13 protein-coding genes are annotated in these 15,333 nt (G+C 45.1%); 9 read left to right on the top strand and 4 right to left on the bottom strand.

Going from position 1 to position 15,333, the window contains the following annotated elements; translation table 11 throughout:
• Positions 1-48 precede the first annotated feature (48 nt).
• Complete coding sequence (locus tag ACPEGP_RS07600) at positions 49-1,353, top strand: O-acetylhomoserine aminocarboxypropyltransferase/cysteine synthase family protein (RefSeq protein WP_191692411.1); 1,305 nt, start codon at positions 49-51, stop codon at positions 1,351-1,353.
• Between the two features lie 284 nt (positions 1,354-1,637).
• Here the strand turns inward: ACPEGP_RS07600 and ACPEGP_RS07595 are convergent, their stop codons facing one another.
• Together ACPEGP_RS07595 and rsmI are read right to left on the bottom strand one after the other, a co-directional pair.
• Positions 1,638-2,657 (bottom strand): adenosine kinase, encoded by a 1,020-nt coding sequence (locus ACPEGP_RS07595; protein WP_423813060.1) that lies wholly within the window; start codon positions 2,655-2,657, stop codon positions 1,638-1,640.
• A gap of 57 nt (positions 2,658-2,714) precedes the next feature.
• Entirely contained in the window at positions 2,715-3,668 is a 954-nt protein-coding gene (gene rsmI / locus ACPEGP_RS07590) for a 16S rRNA (cytidine(1402)-2'-O)-methyltransferase (RefSeq protein WP_423813059.1), read from the bottom strand.
• A gap of 158 nt (positions 3,669-3,826) precedes the next feature.
• Between rsmI and ACPEGP_RS07585 the strand changes: the two genes are divergently transcribed.
• From ACPEGP_RS07585 to hisC, 8 genes are all read left to right on the top strand, one after another.
• Positions 3,827-4,276 (top strand): YraN family protein, encoded by a 450-nt coding sequence (locus ACPEGP_RS07585; protein WP_423813058.1) that lies wholly within the window; start codon positions 3,827-3,829, stop codon positions 4,274-4,276.
• 245 nt (positions 4,277-4,521) lie between these two features.
• Positions 4,522-5,313, top strand: a complete 792-nt coding sequence (locus ACPEGP_RS07580) for a BON domain-containing protein (protein WP_423813057.1) — start codon at positions 4,522-4,524, stop codon at positions 5,311-5,313.
• A gap of 285 nt (positions 5,314-5,598) precedes the next feature.
• Positions 5,599-6,570: an alpha/beta hydrolase gene (locus ACPEGP_RS07575; protein ID WP_423813056.1), complete on the top strand. Its 972-nt coding sequence runs from the start codon at positions 5,599-5,601 to the stop codon at positions 6,568-6,570.
• 103 nt (positions 6,571-6,673) lie between these two features.
• A complete protein-coding gene (locus ACPEGP_RS07570) occupies positions 6,674-6,925 on the top strand; it encodes a BolA family protein (RefSeq protein ID WP_082894293.1) in 252 nt (83 codons plus the stop codon).
• Positions 6,926-7,029: 104 nt separating this feature from the next.
• On the top strand, positions 7,030-8,298 hold the full coding sequence (murA, locus tag ACPEGP_RS07565; RefSeq protein WP_144297769.1) for a UDP-N-acetylglucosamine 1-carboxyvinyltransferase: 1,269 nt from the start codon (positions 7,030-7,032) through the stop codon (positions 8,296-8,298).
• Positions 8,299-8,393: 95 nt separating this feature from the next.
• On the top strand, positions 8,394-9,089 hold the full coding sequence (gene hisG, locus ACPEGP_RS07560; RefSeq protein ID WP_102077686.1) for an ATP phosphoribosyltransferase: 696 nt from the start codon (positions 8,394-8,396) through the stop codon (positions 9,087-9,089).
• Between the two features lie 302 nt (positions 9,090-9,391).
• The gene (gene hisD, locus ACPEGP_RS07555; RefSeq protein WP_068405127.1) at positions 9,392-10,696 is read left to right on the top strand and encodes a histidinol dehydrogenase; all 1,305 of its coding nucleotides are present in this window, start codon (positions 9,392-9,394) and stop codon (positions 10,694-10,696) included.
• An 85-nt stretch (positions 10,697-10,781) separates the two neighbouring features.
• Positions 10,782-11,915, top strand: a complete 1,134-nt coding sequence (gene hisC / locus ACPEGP_RS07550) for a histidinol-phosphate transaminase (RefSeq protein ID WP_423813055.1) — start codon at positions 10,782-10,784, stop codon at positions 11,913-11,915.
• 148 nt (positions 11,916-12,063) lie between these two features.
• On the opposite strand, the gene ACPEGP_RS07545 is transcribed toward hisC, so the two are convergent.
• On the bottom strand, positions 12,064-13,767 hold the full coding sequence (locus tag ACPEGP_RS07545; RefSeq protein ID WP_423813054.1) for an anthranilate synthase component I family protein: 1,704 nt from the start codon (positions 13,765-13,767) through the stop codon (positions 12,064-12,066).
• A 2-nt stretch (positions 13,768-13,769) separates the two neighbouring features.
• On the bottom strand, positions 13,770-15,005 hold the full coding sequence (locus tag ACPEGP_RS07540; protein WP_423813053.1) for a beta-ketoacyl-ACP synthase II: 1,236 nt from the start codon (positions 15,003-15,005) through the stop codon (positions 13,770-13,772).
• Between the last annotated feature and the right edge of the window lie 328 nt (positions 15,006-15,333).

Raw genomic sequence — 15,333 nt, 5'->3', positions numbered from 1 at the left:
ACCTATTAATACCCCTGTAAATATCCCATAAAATTTTAGGAGCACCTTATGAGTGACGGACAACCAGCCAAGCAGAATACTCAGCGCCTTGAAACCTTAGCCATTCACGCTGGCTATAGCGTCGAGCCAACCACCAAAGCGGTCGCCGTGCCTATTTATCATACCAGCTCGTATGCCTTTGATAATACCCAGCATGGCGCCGATTTATTTGATTTAAAAGTTGCTGGCAACATTTACACCCGTATCATGAATCCGACGACGGCGGTGTTAGAGGAGCGCGTTGCGGCACTTGAAGGCGGTATCGGGGCGTTAGCGGTTGCCTCAGGTATGGCGGCTATTACTTATGCGATTCAAACCATTTGTGAAGCAGGTGATAATATCGTCGCCGTATCAACGCTATATGGCGGCACTTATAATTTATTCGCCCATGCGCTGCCGCGTCAAGGTATCGAAGTCCGTTTTTTTGACCATAAAAACCCTGAAGCGATTCGTGATTTAATTGATGATAAAACCAAAATGGTCTTTGCAGAAAGTATCGGTAATCCATTGGGTAATATCGTCGATATCCAAGCTCTGAGTGACATCGCCCATGAATATGGCGTGCCAGTGGTGATTGATAGTACGGTTGCGACGCCAGCGCTGTGCCGTCCATTTGAGTTTGGCGCTGATATCGTCATTCATTCATTGACCAAATATATGAGCGGTACTGGTACTTCGATTGGTGGCGCGATTGTTGATAGCGGAACTTTTCCTTGGGGCGATTATCCTGAGCGCTTCCCATTATTAAACACCCCAGATGAAAGCTATCACGGCGTAAACTTTGTCAAAGACGTCGGCGCAGCGGCATTTATTGCCCGTGCTCGTGTCGCGCCACTGCGTAATACCGGCGCGGCAATCAGCCCGCTCAATGCCTTCGGTATCATGCAAGGTATGGAGACGTTAAGTTTACGTATGGAGCGTCATGTCCAAAACGCCCAAGCAGTTGCTGAATATCTACGCGACCATGACAAAGTCGCCTGGGTAAAATATGCTGGTTTGCCAGACCATCCTGAGCATGAGCTTGCTAAAAAATATATGAAAGGCACGCCATCCGCTATTTTAACCTTTGGAGTAAAAGGTGGCCTCGAAGCAGGCGCGCGCTTTATTGATGCGCTGCAACTGATTAAGCGCTTGGTCAATATCGGTGATGCTAAGTCGCTCGCTTGTCATCCAGCGACCACGACCCATCGTCAGCTTAACGAGCAAGAGCTAGAGAACGCGGGTGTTAGTGCGGATATGGTGCGTCTGTCAATTGGGATTGAGCACATTGAAGATATCAAAGCTGATTTAGAGCAAGCACTTGCCGCTGTTTAATTGAGCGATTATTTTGTTTTATAAATGAATACTAAAAAGCCCATATCCGATGACATGGGCTTTTGCTTATTAGATGCTAAAGTTTTGTAGGCAATCCTAAATAAAAGCGCGAAAATATTATAAAGTGCTACTGGTACAAATTTTCCTTGCTTGCTGTGCGACTTCGTCGCTCCAGAGGCTGCGCAAAATTTATCCCAGCAGCACTATCTTTTATTAGGAGTAAACTAGAAACGCCATCTCAGACACTTAGATTTTAGCGCTTTAGTAATCAAATAATCCAGCCACTAAACTGTTAAAACGTGGCGCGAGATATCTTGATACTCTTGCGATGATAAACGTGGGCCGAATTGCTGAATCACTTGGGCGGCGATTTCGCTGGCAAGTCGTCCGCATTCTGGCAAGCTATAATGCTGTGATAAAGCATATAAAAACGCGCCAGAATAGTTATCGCCGGCACCATTGGTATCAATAACATTAGTAACAACTGGCGTCGGAATCTCATAAATCTCAATATCAGACTCATCATTTGGCTTATGAGCGATAATAGCGCCATTGGGTCCATCGGTAACCACCGCTGTCTGACAATGCTCAAGTAAGGCACGCGCCGCCGACTTATGCTGTTTTTTATCGGTGAATAATTTTGCTTCTTCACTATTACAAAATATCACCGCGACTTTATTGCCAAGCATGTTGAGTAAGCCTTCTTTGGCAAACTTTACGACCGCAGGATCAGCAAAGCTGACGGCAATTTTGGCACCATGGATACCGGCTTGTTGGCGTAGTTTGGTCATCGCAGGCTGAATCCCTTCGGACATTGCTAAATAACCTTCTAAATATAACCAGCCAGCTCGGGTTAATGCTTCAAAATCGACGTTATCAGCGGTGATATCGCTTGAGGTACCAAGGAAAGTTTGCATGGTACGCTCGCCATCTTCGGTCACTGCTACCACACATGAGCCTGTCACGCCGCCTGCATGAATCGACTGCGCAGAGGTGGCAACGCCCGCTTCGTGCAGGTCTTTTAGGTAAAACTCGCCTTGCTTGTCATCGCCGACGCGGCAAGCATAAAAAGGTTTGCCGCCTAAGCTTGCAAAGGCATACATTGCATTGGCCGCTGAGCCGCCGCCCGCTTGCTTTGATGGTTCAATATCGGCCAATTTAAAATACGCCAATAACTGCTGCTGCTCTTCGAGTCCTGCCAGCGTCATATTGCCTTTGGTCAGGTCAGTTTCTTCTAGCGCTGCATCCGACAGCAGATATTCGTGGTCAACCAAGGCATTACCTATCGCCATCACATCGTACATTATGTCTCTCTCCTCAATGAATTTATCAGTTTTTAACCTATATTTTTTAGCTGAAAATTATTCTGCTTGTAGTTCAAGCAGGCGTTGATAAAGTGCGTTCTTTTTGACGCCTGTAATATCAGCGGCCAAAGCGGCGGCTTTTTTAACCGATAAATCCTCTAATAAACGCTGTAATAATTTATCGTGGATACTGATATCATCATCGTCCTGCGCTGCATTTACCCCGGCGACGACCACGACGATTTCACCGCGTTGCTGATTGTCATCGGCTTTGACAAATTCAACCAATTCGCCAAGCGTGCTTTTATGCACGGTTTCAAAGGTTTTGGTCAATTCACGGCAAAACGTCACTTCGCGCTCTGCCCCAAAGATAGCAGCCATATCTTCTAAGCTAGTGACAATACGATGCGGCGCTTCATAAAATATCAAAGTTTCGCTACGTGAATTGAGCGCTGTTAATTGTTTTTGGCGACCGTGGGTTTTGGCTGGTAAAAAACCAATAAAGCTAAAACGGTCTGAGGGCAATCCTGCAACCGATAGCGCAGCAATAGCAGCAGAGGCACCAATAATAGGGGAGACGCGAACACCAGCAGCATGAGCGGCTTGTACCAATTGATAACCGGGATCGCTAATCAGCGGCGTACCAGCATCACTAATCAGCGCAACCGAATGACCTTGCTGAATCATCTCAATAATTTTGGGCGTTTGAATGGCACTATTGTGTTCATGATAGGCCCAAAGCTTATGATGACCTTTTTGTTTAGCAGCGCCATCAGAGTCGTTTTCGGCAGCGTTTTTATGGTTGTGTACGGTTACTTCATCTGTATCTTTGTCACCTTTGGTGTTAATGCCAAAATGTGACAATAACTTGCCTGAGGTGCGTGTGTCTTCGCAGGCAATGATAGCAACTTGCTTTAAAACGTCAATTGCGTGCGGTGTCATGTCGCTTAAATTACCAATCGGCGTGGCAACGATATAAAGACAAGCTGGCATCGCGGTAGGGCTAGACATGAAAACCTCGGAGTATTAAGAAATTGTCTTAAGAAAGAGCATTAAAAACGCATATGAAAAGCGATTATGAAAACGTGAAAGTGGTTAGTTTAGCATGATGTGCTATGATAATTCTCAAATGTTCCGCTGACCGATAGCCATGATAATAAAAGCCCGAGATGGTAAATAACAAACCTCTAACCCTGACTTCGCCGACCCAGCGTCAAGGCAGCCGTTTTGAGCAGCAAGCGTGTGCGTTTTTACAAGCGCAAGGCTTGATATTGGTGGCGCAAAATTGGCAACAACCAAAAGTGGGTGAGCTCGATCTAATTATGCTAGAAAAAGGGCAGGCATGGTCGATACTGGTATTTATTGAAGTGAGGCAGCGGCAGCGTTCAGGATTTGGTGATGCGGCGCTTAGCGTGACGAAAAGTAAGCAGTATAAAATTATCAAAGCAGCCCGCTATTTTTTGCAGCAGCATCCTGAATATAATGATTATGAGTGCCGGTTTGATGTGATAGCTTATGATACCAATACTAAAAATAACAGCAGGGACGTTAAAGAAACGACGTCAAAAAACACTCAACCAGAATGGCTGCAAGGGGCTTTTATTGCCTCGGCTTGGTAATAGGTTTTTTTAGCGTGAGTATTTTAAAAAATTAAGCCCGATAACTCAGCTAAAAAAGTAAAATAAATAAGCGTATCAAGTTACCGTTACCAAAAGCCTAAACGCCTCGGGTAAATATTCAGTAAAGTAGCGCCATTAAAAAGTTATTAACTACATAAAGCTATCACCATTATTATCAAGCGTCACACTATTAATTACCAGCTACTCACCAGTTAATCACTACATCATGTTCTAAGAGGTAAATCATGACACGGATGCATTTGTGCACTGCTATTTTTGGTTCATCACGCCGTAAGGCGATTGGCGTTATGCTATTGACCAGCATCGTCGCCACAGGTTGTACCACCAACTATCTGACCAATAGCACAGAAGGAACGTATGGCGTACCGATGACCGAGCGCACCATTCCGCAGCGCCTGCTCGACCGCAGTATCGAGCATACCGTCAAGATTAACGTCTATGGTCTGCAAGAAAATTTGCAGCAAATCAGCCGTATGAGCATTGATAGTTTTAATAGTGAGGTGCTGCTCACCGGTGAGGTGCCAACGCAAGAAATTAAGACAGAAATTGAAAAAGTGGTTGGCTCTATGCCAGATGTTCGTCATGTTTATAATGAGCTTAATGTGAGCGCCTCAAGGGGCTATAGCTCAACCGTTCACGATGGTTATATTACCTCCAAACTACTGGCAAAAATAGCCTCTAATAACGGTGTGAAAGCCTCGCAAATAAAGGCGGTCACCAATGATGGCGTGGTTTATATTATGGGTCGCATGACGCCGACGCAGCAAAGCCACCTGATTGATATTGCCAATAATACTGTCGGCATTACAGAGCTGGTGCTGCTGACCACCGTCGTTGACGATAGAGGGGTGAAGATAGGCGAGGACGATATCATGTATGAAGAGAATTTGGCCAATCCTACCAGAGGGCCAGCGTTCAATAGTCGGGCAGTACCTGAGGTTACAAGTGCGGTAGAGCCACCAGCCATCAATGCTACTCCGATTATCGTCGACGAGAATGGCGCGCCCGTTAATTAGCTGTCATTAAGTTGCCATTATCAAGTTGCTATGTTTACCTTTATCAAAAGTCTTGTCTCGCTAATAAACACAAGAAACCTAAACACTCATAACAGGAACAGAACGATAAACCCCCAGTCTGCCAGTAAGATATAAAACGTAAAAAGTAGAAGTGTGGCTTTAGCCAAAAACGCGCTAATTAAAATAATAAAACATGAAAAAGCCGTGACTCTACTATTGAGTTTTAATCAACTATGACCCAACGACAAGCTTATAAACGACAAGCTTATAATAGGAATACTGGCGATGAAGGATTTAAGTAAAGCAACCGTACAGCCTGCACCAAGAAAAAATCGCCTACCTAAATCTATCACCGTCGGTGTGACAGCAGCATTGGCTGTCGGCGGTATTGCGCTTGCGACTCAGCAAGCACAAGCATTATCGGCACTGGCTGTTGTGAATGGTATCACCTTAAATGGCGGCGTTGGTGTCAGTAAAAATATCTTGTATGGCGACAAACCTTTGCAGGATTTAGATATTTATTATCCCAAACCTTTAGCAAAAGCCATGCAGTCAAAAAAAGCGACTGCTGATAACCTCATTAACCACAGTTATCCGATGGTGGTTTTTGTCCATGGCGGTTCGTGGGAAAGCGGAAACAAGGACGAATACGCCTTTGTTGGTCAGAGTTTGGCACAAGCAGGCTATGTCACGGCAGTGATTAATTATCGTAAAGCACCTGAGCACGTTTATCCTGATTACGTGCAAGATGCCGCGCAGGCTATCGCTTGGAGTTATAAGAATGCCGAAAGTTTACATGCTGACCCCAAGCGCTTGGCGGTGATAGGGCATTCTGCTGGCGCATTTAACGCGGTTGCTGCCGTCGCTAATGAAGATTTTTTAGCGCCGTATGGGGTAAAACCAAACGATATTAGCGCTGTGATTGGCATCGCAGGGCCTTATAGTTATGACTTTCGTAAATTCAGTAGTGCCAGCGCTTTTGGGGCAAACGCCACGCCCGATAACATCATGCCAGACCGTAATATTAAAGGCGCACAGCCGCCCTATTTATTATTGACTGCTGAAAAAGACAAAGTCGTCCATATAAGCAATACTGTTAAAATGACACAGGCGTTAAAAGCGGCGGGCGTTAAGGTTGAAACAGGCGAAATCGCTGGCGCCAGTCATGCCACCAGTATTGGGGCGATGGCGCCACCTTTACGCTGGGTCAATAATGTACGTGCGCAAGTGCTCAGCTATTTGGATAAAACGCTGTAATAGTTGAAGGCAGTTGTAGAAGACAGTACTGTAAGATGGTCAAACTCTTGTTATAATGGCTAACTTTATATCCACCTATTAAACCTTTAAGGCAGAATATTCTATGAGCATGAACGCTGACGATTTGATTGCATTTTTACAAACTCACTTTCCTGATGCTTTTATTCAAGCTGCCAATCAAGGTACCAAGTTTGATGTACGGGTGGTTGATGCCAGTTTTGAAGGCAAGCGCGCAGTACAACGCCAGCAGTCCGTTTACGCATTGGTCAATGACAAAATTGCCAGCGGTGATATTCATGCGCTCAATATTCAAGCGTTAACGCCTGCCGAATGGGAAGTTCAATCGCAAGGCTAGGCTTTTTTTATGACTAGAATTTGTCGCACCGGCAATGGATATTGCTGGTTTTATCATTTCTGGTTTTTCATATTTTTTATATTTATCGCTAGGTTGTCACCTTTATGGATCAATTTTTAATCACCGGTAGCAGTCGTATCGCAGGGGAAGTCACTATCTCAGGCGCCAAAAATGCCGCTCTGCCGTTACTCGCTGCTATGATTTTGGCCGAGACCCCAACGACATTGCACAACGTGCCATCGTTACAAGATGTGCGCACCTTGATTGAATTGATCGCTGGCATGGGCATTGATATTCAAAAGCAGGGTGACACTGTCGTTTGCGATACCAAGAATATCGATAATTTCTATGCGCCGTATGATTTGGTCAAAACCATGCGCGCCTCGATTTTGGTTTTAGGTCCTTTGCTGGCGCGTTTTGGCGAAGCCGAAGTGTCTTTACCGGGCGGCTGTGCTATCGGCTCACGTCCTGTCGACCAGCATCTAAAAGCCTTTGAAGCCATGGGTGCTGAGATAAGCGTCGAGAATGGTTATGTCAAAGCCCAAGCGCCAAAAGGCGGCAAGCTTATCGGTTGTAATTTTTCATTTGATATGGTGACGGTTGGCGGTACGGAAAACGTTATTATGGCCGCGGCATTGGCAAAAGGCACGACCGTACTCGGTAACTGTGCGCTTGAGCCAGAAGTGGTCGATTTGGCCAATATGCTGGTAGCGATGGGTGCTAAAATCAGCGGTATTGGTACGGCAACCATGACCATCGAAGGCGTTGAGCGCTTGCATGGCTGTGAATATTCAGTCGTACCCGATCGTATCGAAACCGGCTCCTATCTTGCCGGTGCTTTGATGACGCGCGGTGATGTGCTGACCAAAAACACTTCGGCACTTTTATTGGCGCCTGTGTTAGAAAAATTTGAAGACATGGGAGCGATTATCACTACAGGCGATGATTGGATTCGCGCGCAAATGCAAGGTCGCCCACTACCAGTCAATATTCGTACCCAGCCACATCCAGGTTTTCCAACCGATATGCAAGCGCAGGTCATGGCGATTGCCTGCCTCGCTGACGGTACCAGCACCTTTATCGAAAATATCTTTGAAAATCGCTATATGCATGTGCCAGAACTCAACCGCTTGGGCGCCTCCATTCAAGTAGACGGTCATACAGCTGTGGTTAAAGGCGTCGAGCATTTTACTGCGGCCCCAGTGATGGCAACAGATTTGCGCGCGTCGATGTCACTGGTCATGGCGGCGGCTTCTGCTGAAGGCGAGAGCTTGATTGATCGTATTTACCATATTGATCGTGGCTATGAGCACGTCGAAGAAAAACTGCGCGCGCTTGGGGTCAATATTGAGCGTATTAATACCAACGACTAAATTGGTTCATTAACCATTATTACCGCTATTGATACCTAATAAATTAATAATGCCTGTTAACTAAGGCAGCTAACTGTACACGGACACGAGTCATTATGACTGAAGCAAGCAACAGCTTACCAAATGATGGTTTATTAAACGAAGTAAATGAGGCGTTTTCAGGTTTGACACTGGCGCTATCAAAGGGTCGTATCTTAGAAGAGACGATGCCTTTACTGCGCGCTGCTGGTGTTGAATTGTTAGAAGACCCTGAAGCGTCGCGCAAGCTTATTTTCCCAACTTCTAATCCAAATGTACGCGTGTTAATTTTACGCGCCAGTGACGTACCAACCTATGTTGAACACGGCGCTGCTGATTTTGGCGTGGCGGGTAAAGATGTGCTGCTTGAGCATGGCGCCAATCACGTTTATGAATTGCTCGATTTACAGATTGCCCAGTGTAAGCTGATGACCGCTGGTGTGAAAGGTGCGCCGCTGCCAAATCGTCGTCTGCGTATCGCGACCAAATACGTCAATGTTGCCCGCGCTTACTTTGCCAGCCAAGGACAGCAAGTTGATGTGATTAAGCTGTATGGTTCGATGGAGCTTGCGCCATTGGTTGGTCTGGGCGATTTGATTGTTGACGTCGTCGATACCGGCAATACGCTGCGCGCCAATGGACTGGAAGCGCGCGACCATATTTGTGATGTGTCGTCACGCCTTATTGTTAATCAAGTCAGCTACAAACGTAAATTTGCTCTGCTTGAGCCGATTTTAGACAGTTTTAAAAATAGTATTGCTAGCGCTTCTTAAATGAGCGTTTATTTAATTTTGATAAAACACTGTTATTAAACGCTAGCAATCATTGATAATATCAAGCATGACTATACAAAAATTTAAACCAGTTTGGCGCTCTAGGATAGATATAGCGTGCTAAACTGGTTTTATTGTATTTGCTTGCTAGAAAATAAAAGCTCAGTATAATCTGAGTGAGATAACTAAGAATAAGTACAAATAAGCGGAAATAAGCAGACAGACCAAACTATTTTTATTTGCTCTTTTATCCAAACTATTTTTTTATAGCCGACTTTTATGCTCACCTATAGGATTCAGTCATGCGCCAACTAAGTACCCAAGATGCTGATTTTGACAGTCAATTGACCCAGCTTCTCGCTTTTGAAACCGTCAACGATGTTGAGTTATTAAAAACCGTTGATGATATCATTGCAAAGGTACGTCATGGTGGCGACAGCGTGGTATTGGCGTTGACCCAAGAGTTTGATCAGCATCCCGCGAAGGCGATACAAGAGTTAGAGCTGTCTAAACAAGCGCTTGCTGATGCGTTTGCCAATCTTGATGATGAGGTAAAAAAGGCGTTAATGACAGCAGCGACACGCGTGCAAACATTCCATGAGCGCCAAGTGCAAGAAACTTGGCAATATGAAGATGAGCTTGGCAATCGTTTAGGTCAAAAAGTCACGCCGCTTGATCGTGTCGGTATTTATGTGCCCGGCGGTTTGGCCTCTTATCCATCTTCGGTATTGATGAATGCGATTCCTGCTAAAGTGGCTGGCGTTGCCGAGGTAATCATGGTGGTGCCAGCGCCAAAGGGCGTGCTCAATCCATTAGTGTTGGCAGCGGCGCATTTGGCAAAAGTTGACCGCGTCTTTACCATTGGCGGAGCACAAGCGGTTGCTGCCTTAGCTTATGGTACCGAGACCATACCAGCCGTAGATAAAATCACAGGTCCTGGTAACAAATATGTCGCTGCAGCGAAGCGGGCGGTATTTGGTCAAGTTGGGATTGATATGATTGCCGGTCCTTCTGAAGTATTGGTCTATGCAGAAGGAGAGGCACAAGATCGAGCCGATTGGTTGGCGATGGATTTGTTATCGCAAGCGGAGCATGACTGTATTGCCCAAGCTATCTTTGTCACGACAAGTAGAGAGCAGTTAGAAGAAGTAGCAGAGGAAATTGAAAAAGCCTTAGCAGAATTGCCAAAAGCCGATATCGCCCGTGATTCATTAAAAAACCGCGGCGCGCTGATTTTGGTCAAAGACCGCGCGGAAGGTATGGCGGTGATTAATCGCGTTGCCCCTGAGCATTTAGAGCTGTCTGTAGATAATCCTGATGCACTGCTAAATGAGGTTCGTCATGCGGGCGCTATCTTTATGGGTCGTCATACACCTGAAGCGATTGGCGATTACTGTGCCGGTCCCAACCATGTGTTGCCGACCTCTGGTACCGCGCGCTTTTCTTCTCCGCTCGGTGTTTATGACTTCCAAAAGAAATCCTCGATTATTTATTGTAGTGAGGCGGGTAGTAAACCACTGGCTGCGACGGCGGATATTTTAGCGCAGCGCGAGGACTTAGAAGCCCATGCGCGCTCAGCCCGCTATCGCTACCAAAAAGATAGTTAATAATCCAGTTAGGTAGTTGAGTTTTAATAAGCTAATTTTAATATTTACGTTTAATCATTTATGTGGCTAATGAGTAGGATAACTTATGAGTGAGTTAAAGATAGACACCAGACTTTGGTCATCTAAAGCGCGAAATCTGTCACCTTACGTCCCTGGCGAGCAGCCTCAGCATGAAAATTTGTGCAAATTAAATACCAATGAAAACCCATTTCCGCCGTCACCAAAAGTCGGCGAGGCCATCGCAAAAGTCTTAGCGCAGCAAGCCGATGAGCTGCGTTTATATCCTGCGCCTGAATCGGATGATTTGCGTGCCGCATTAGCAGAGTTATATAACCTTGATATCAATCAAGTGTTTGTCGGTAATGGCTCAGATGAAGTATTGGCATTGGTATTTGCCAGCTTTTTCTTAAAAGAGCGCCCTATTTTAGCGCCTGATATTAGCTATAGTTTTTATCCGGTTTACGCTCATACCTTTGGTATTGAGTTGGTACAAATCGCCCTAGAAGCCGATTTTAGTATCAGCCCTGATGCTTATCGTCAGCCTTGTAGCGGTATCATTATTGCTAACCCAAATGCGCCAACGGGTATGCTGTTATCGCTTGCTGATATTCGTAAACTTGCTGGCGAGCATTCAAACTCAGTGGTTGTGATTGACGAAGCTTATATCGACTTTGCGCAGAAACAAGAAAATGATTCAGATGCAGAAGTGTCGGCGATTAGCCTAATCAATGACTGCGATAACATCCTTGTCACGCAAACTTTTTCAAAATCACGCTCGCTTGCCGGTTTACGGGTCGGTATGGCGTTTGGTAATGCCTCGTTAATCGAAGCACTGACGCGTATGAAAAATAGCTTTAATAGCTATCCGCTCGATAAGTTGGCGCAAGCGGGAGCAACCGCTAGTGTCTTAGATGTCGAGTATTTTACCCAGACCTGCCAGCAAGTCATCGACTTACGCCAAGTGCTCAGCGCCGAGCTGACGGCACTTGATTATGAGGTGTTACCATCGCACGCCAACTTTGTCTTTGCGCGTCCAAAAAACGGCGATGCCAAAGGTGTGGCAGCTGATTTACGCGAGCAAGGTATCATTGTGCGTCATTTTGAGAAACCGCGCATCAATGAGTACTTGCGTATTACTATTGGTACGGCAGCGCAGAATAAGCGTTTGATTGATGCCTTAAAATCGCTACAAACAGAGGCTGAAAGCGTTACTGAGTGATGTTGCTGAGTAATACCTTGTTTAAGATTTACACCTTAATAATATGAAGCCAAAACACCAATTTATATATATAAAAAGCCTGCTCAACATGACGTTAGCAGGCTTTTTATTGGTTTTTAGTTTACCTTTTAGATAAAGCGTAAGTTTATTACTTTATATTGTTTTGAGCTAAAACGCCTAATAAGTTGCCAACTTTATCCAAACATTCTTGATATTCAGCATTGCAATCAGAAGCAACCGTGATACCACCGCCTGCCCATAAGCTGACATGTCTTTCTTGTTCTAATTCATCATTCGATAAGGTATTGGCTTGCAAAGTACGAATTAATACATTCCATTGACCGCTACCATCAAAGTTCATATAGCCCATTGTGCCGCAATACGCACCGCGCGCGGCACCTTCTAAATCTGATATGATTTCAACGGCGCGTTTTTTTGGCGTTCCTGTGATGGAACCGGCGGGCAAACTGCCAAACAATACTTTGAGCGGATGACTATCTGTCTCTAGCTCAGCGGTGATGGTGCTGACCATATGATGTACATTGCTAAAGCTTTCAATCGCAAATAATTGCGGCACTTTGACGCTACCGAACTTGGCATATTTACCCAAATCATTGCGCAATAAATCAACAATCATGACATTTTCGGCACGATCTTTTTCGCTATCGATAAGCTGCTGTTTATAAGCGTTGTCTTGTGCAGTATTTAACCCACGCGGCATCGTCCCTTTAATGGGCTTGGTGCGTATATGGTGTTTGCCACTATTATTGTCTTTGATAAAGGTAAAAAACAGTTCAGGCGAGCAGCTTAACAATTCAAATTGATAATCTTGCGTATCAGCGCTTATTTCACTATCAAAATCATTAACCGCTAAATACCCTGCAAACGGCGCTTGGGTATTACGATTCAAAGCAGGTAAGTAATCAATCAGTTTTGTCACGCTACCATTAGTACTGAGAGTATTAAAAGCGCCTTGCCACGCTTGGGTGAGATTGATTTGATAGCAGTCACCTTGTTGCAGGTAGGTTTGCGTTTTATCAAAGGCTTGCTGATAATCTCGCTTACTCCATTGTGCTTTTAATAATAAAGGCGTGGTTTTATAGGACGTTTCAAGTGCTGGTTTTTCTAAAGCTTGGTTAGATAATTCCTTATCCAATATATCTAAATATGAGATAAGCGTTTTAACCAGTACGCCTTTGTGTTCGTTATCAGTATCAGTGACGCTGTCTTTTATAGTGAGCTGCCAGCTCGTTTGCTCAGCATTTGGCGTTAGATAAATATCATAATGTCCTAAGGCGGCACAAGGCTGCGCTGCTAGCTCTATTCGCGCGTTTGGGCTAAGCTCATAAGCGGCAATATCATAACCAATAAAGCCTATCAAGCCATGCTGATAACTTGGCTGCTGCTCGATTTCTGTAGTCGAGGAGCAATTGTTATCACAAGTATCATCTATGTCATAAGCTTGACTATAAGCAATTAAATCCTCTTGCCAGTCGCTATAACTCATATAGGCGCTAGTAATCGCTTGATCGTTTTTATCATGGCTATCTAAACCACCACGGTAAGTTCTTATAACTTTATAAATAGGCGCTGGCTTATTAGAGTTTGCTGCATCATTAGAAAGAGGATAAACCGACCAGCTCATTTTTGGTAATACACCAATTATGGGTCGGCCATCGTTATTCAGCCAAACCAGTTGCCAGTTTGCGTTAGGATTTTGTACATATAAGTAACGCTGTAGATGGGGCATTAATTCGGCAGCAGTTAGCCCACCAAAACGCCAGCTAGGTTGAGTAGCTGGCGATGGGACAGATGCTGTCTGCTCAGTTTTAACAGGCGGTGCTAGAGGCATAGTTAAGCATCAAACTTTTTAATAATAAGAGTGGCGTTAGTACCACCAAAGCCAAAGCTATTGCTCATAAGCGTTTTAAGCGCAACGTCACGCTTTTCGGTGACAATATCAAAGCCTTCAGCCGCAGGGTCTAATTCGGTAATATTAATACTAGGCGCGATAAAGCCTTCTTGTAGCATCAGTAAGCAATAAATCAATTCTTGCGCGCCGACGGCACCCAAGCTATGACCGGTCATTGATTTGGTTGAGCTGATAGCAGGGACTTGACTGACATCATCACCAAACACTTTGGCAATAGCTTTAAGCTCAGTCACATCTCCTAGCGGCGTACTGGTGCCGTGGCTATTGATGTAGTCAACGCTCTCTAAACCTGCTTCAGCAAGGGCGAGTTGCATACAGCGAACAGCGCCTTCACCGCTTGGTGCAACCATTTCAGCACCATCGGAGCTGGCGCCATAACCGACGATTTCAGCCAAAATATTGGCACCGCGCGCTTGGGCGTGCTCAAGACTTTCAACCACCACCATCGCCCCGCCTGCGGCAATTACAAAGCCATCGCGGTCTTTATCGTAGGCTCTAGAAGCAAGGGTTGGCGTGTCATTATACTGTGTACTGACCGCACCCATCGCATCAAACATACACGACTGCGTCCAATGTTCCGCTTCACTACCGCCAGCAAGTATCACATCGGCTTTGCCAAGCTGGATAAGCTCGGCGGCATGACCGATACAATGCGTCGACGTTGCGCACGCAGAGCTCAATGAATAAGAAATCCCTTGGATTTTTAACCCCGTTGCAAGCGCCGCTGATACCGAGCTGCCCATGGTTTTTGGTACCGCCATCGCACCGACACCGCGCAAACCTTTTTCGCGCATTGCATCGACGGCATTGACGATGTTTTCAGTTGACGCACCGCCCGAGCTTGCGACCACACCCACGCGCGGGTTATTGTTAATAGTCTCAAGGGGCAAGCCTGATTGCTCAATGGCGTTTAACGCGCTGACATAAGCATAAAGGCTGGCATCACTAAAAAAACGCTTCAATTTACGGTCAATGCCCGAGGTATCAAGTTCTGCTTGATCAATACTACCGCTAACCTGTGATTTAAAGTTGTGCTCAGCATACGATTCATTGAACGTAATACCTGAGCGCCCTTGTTTAAGAGCATCGGTGACAGTCGCCAAATCATGTCCGATACAAGAGACAATCCCTGCTCCAGTGATAACAACGCGGCGCATATTCTATTCCTTATGAGTAACGATTTTTTGATAATGACCTTTAACAATCGCTTTTAAATGCTTATTTGACAGTCATTTTAGTGCGCAAAACCTACAATAGGCTGCTTAAATGCTGTTCGATAAATAAAAGTACAACTGTACTTTGAGTGATGGCATATAATAACGTATCAACGGTTTAAAATCTTGGCGTAAGTGTAAAATAACGCCAAAATGGTCTTTATTTTTAAATGAACTTATTATCAAAGCAGATAAAGTTTTTGGCCGTGTTAAAGCAGCAATGGCAGTAGAATTTCCGTTAACATAGTAAAAATTATTTTCAGCTAAGACG

It is taken from the genome of Psychrobacter sp. 219-2-C (assembly GCF_049560815.1).
In the GTDB taxonomy this organism is placed as follows: domain Bacteria; phylum Pseudomonadota; class Gammaproteobacteria; order Pseudomonadales; family Moraxellaceae; genus Psychrobacter; species Psychrobacter faecalis.
This window is presented reverse-complemented; position numbering and strand designations above follow the sequence as displayed.

Coding starts and splice junctions, on each gene's coding strand:
- ACPEGP_RS07595 (WP_423813060.1), bottom strand. CDS start 2,657: ATGTACGATGTGATGGCGATAGGTAATGCCTTGGTTGACCACGAATAT.
- murA (WP_144297769.1), top strand. CDS start 7,030: ATGGATCAATTTTTAATCACCGGTAGCAGTCGTATCGCAGGGGAAGTC.
- ACPEGP_RS07575 (WP_423813056.1), top strand. CDS start 5,599: ATGAAGGATTTAAGTAAAGCAACCGTACAGCCTGCACCAAGAAAAAAT.
- hisC (WP_423813055.1), top strand. CDS start 10,782: ATGAGTGAGTTAAAGATAGACACCAGACTTTGGTCATCTAAAGCGCGA.
- hisG (WP_102077686.1), top strand. CDS start 8,394: ATGACTGAAGCAAGCAACAGCTTACCAAATGATGGTTTATTAAACGAA.
- ACPEGP_RS07600 (WP_191692411.1), top strand. CDS start 49: ATGAGTGACGGACAACCAGCCAAGCAGAATACTCAGCGCCTTGAAACC.
- ACPEGP_RS07585 (WP_423813058.1), top strand. CDS start 3,827: ATGGTAAATAACAAACCTCTAACCCTGACTTCGCCGACCCAGCGTCAA.
- hisD (WP_068405127.1), top strand. CDS start 9,392: ATGCGCCAACTAAGTACCCAAGATGCTGATTTTGACAGTCAATTGACC.
- rsmI (WP_423813059.1), bottom strand. CDS start 3,668: ATGTCTAGCCCTACCGCGATGCCAGCTTGTCTTTATATCGTTGCCACG.
- ACPEGP_RS07580 (WP_423813057.1), top strand. CDS start 4,522: ATGACACGGATGCATTTGTGCACTGCTATTTTTGGTTCATCACGCCGT.
- ACPEGP_RS07545 (WP_423813054.1), bottom strand. CDS start 13,767: ATGCCTCTAGCACCGCCTGTTAAAACTGAGCAGACAGCATCTGTCCCA.
- ACPEGP_RS07540 (WP_423813053.1), bottom strand. CDS start 15,005: ATGCGCCGCGTTGTTATCACTGGAGCAGGGATTGTCTCTTGTATCGGA.
- ACPEGP_RS07570 (WP_082894293.1), top strand. CDS start 6,674: ATGAGCATGAACGCTGACGATTTGATTGCATTTTTACAAACTCACTTT.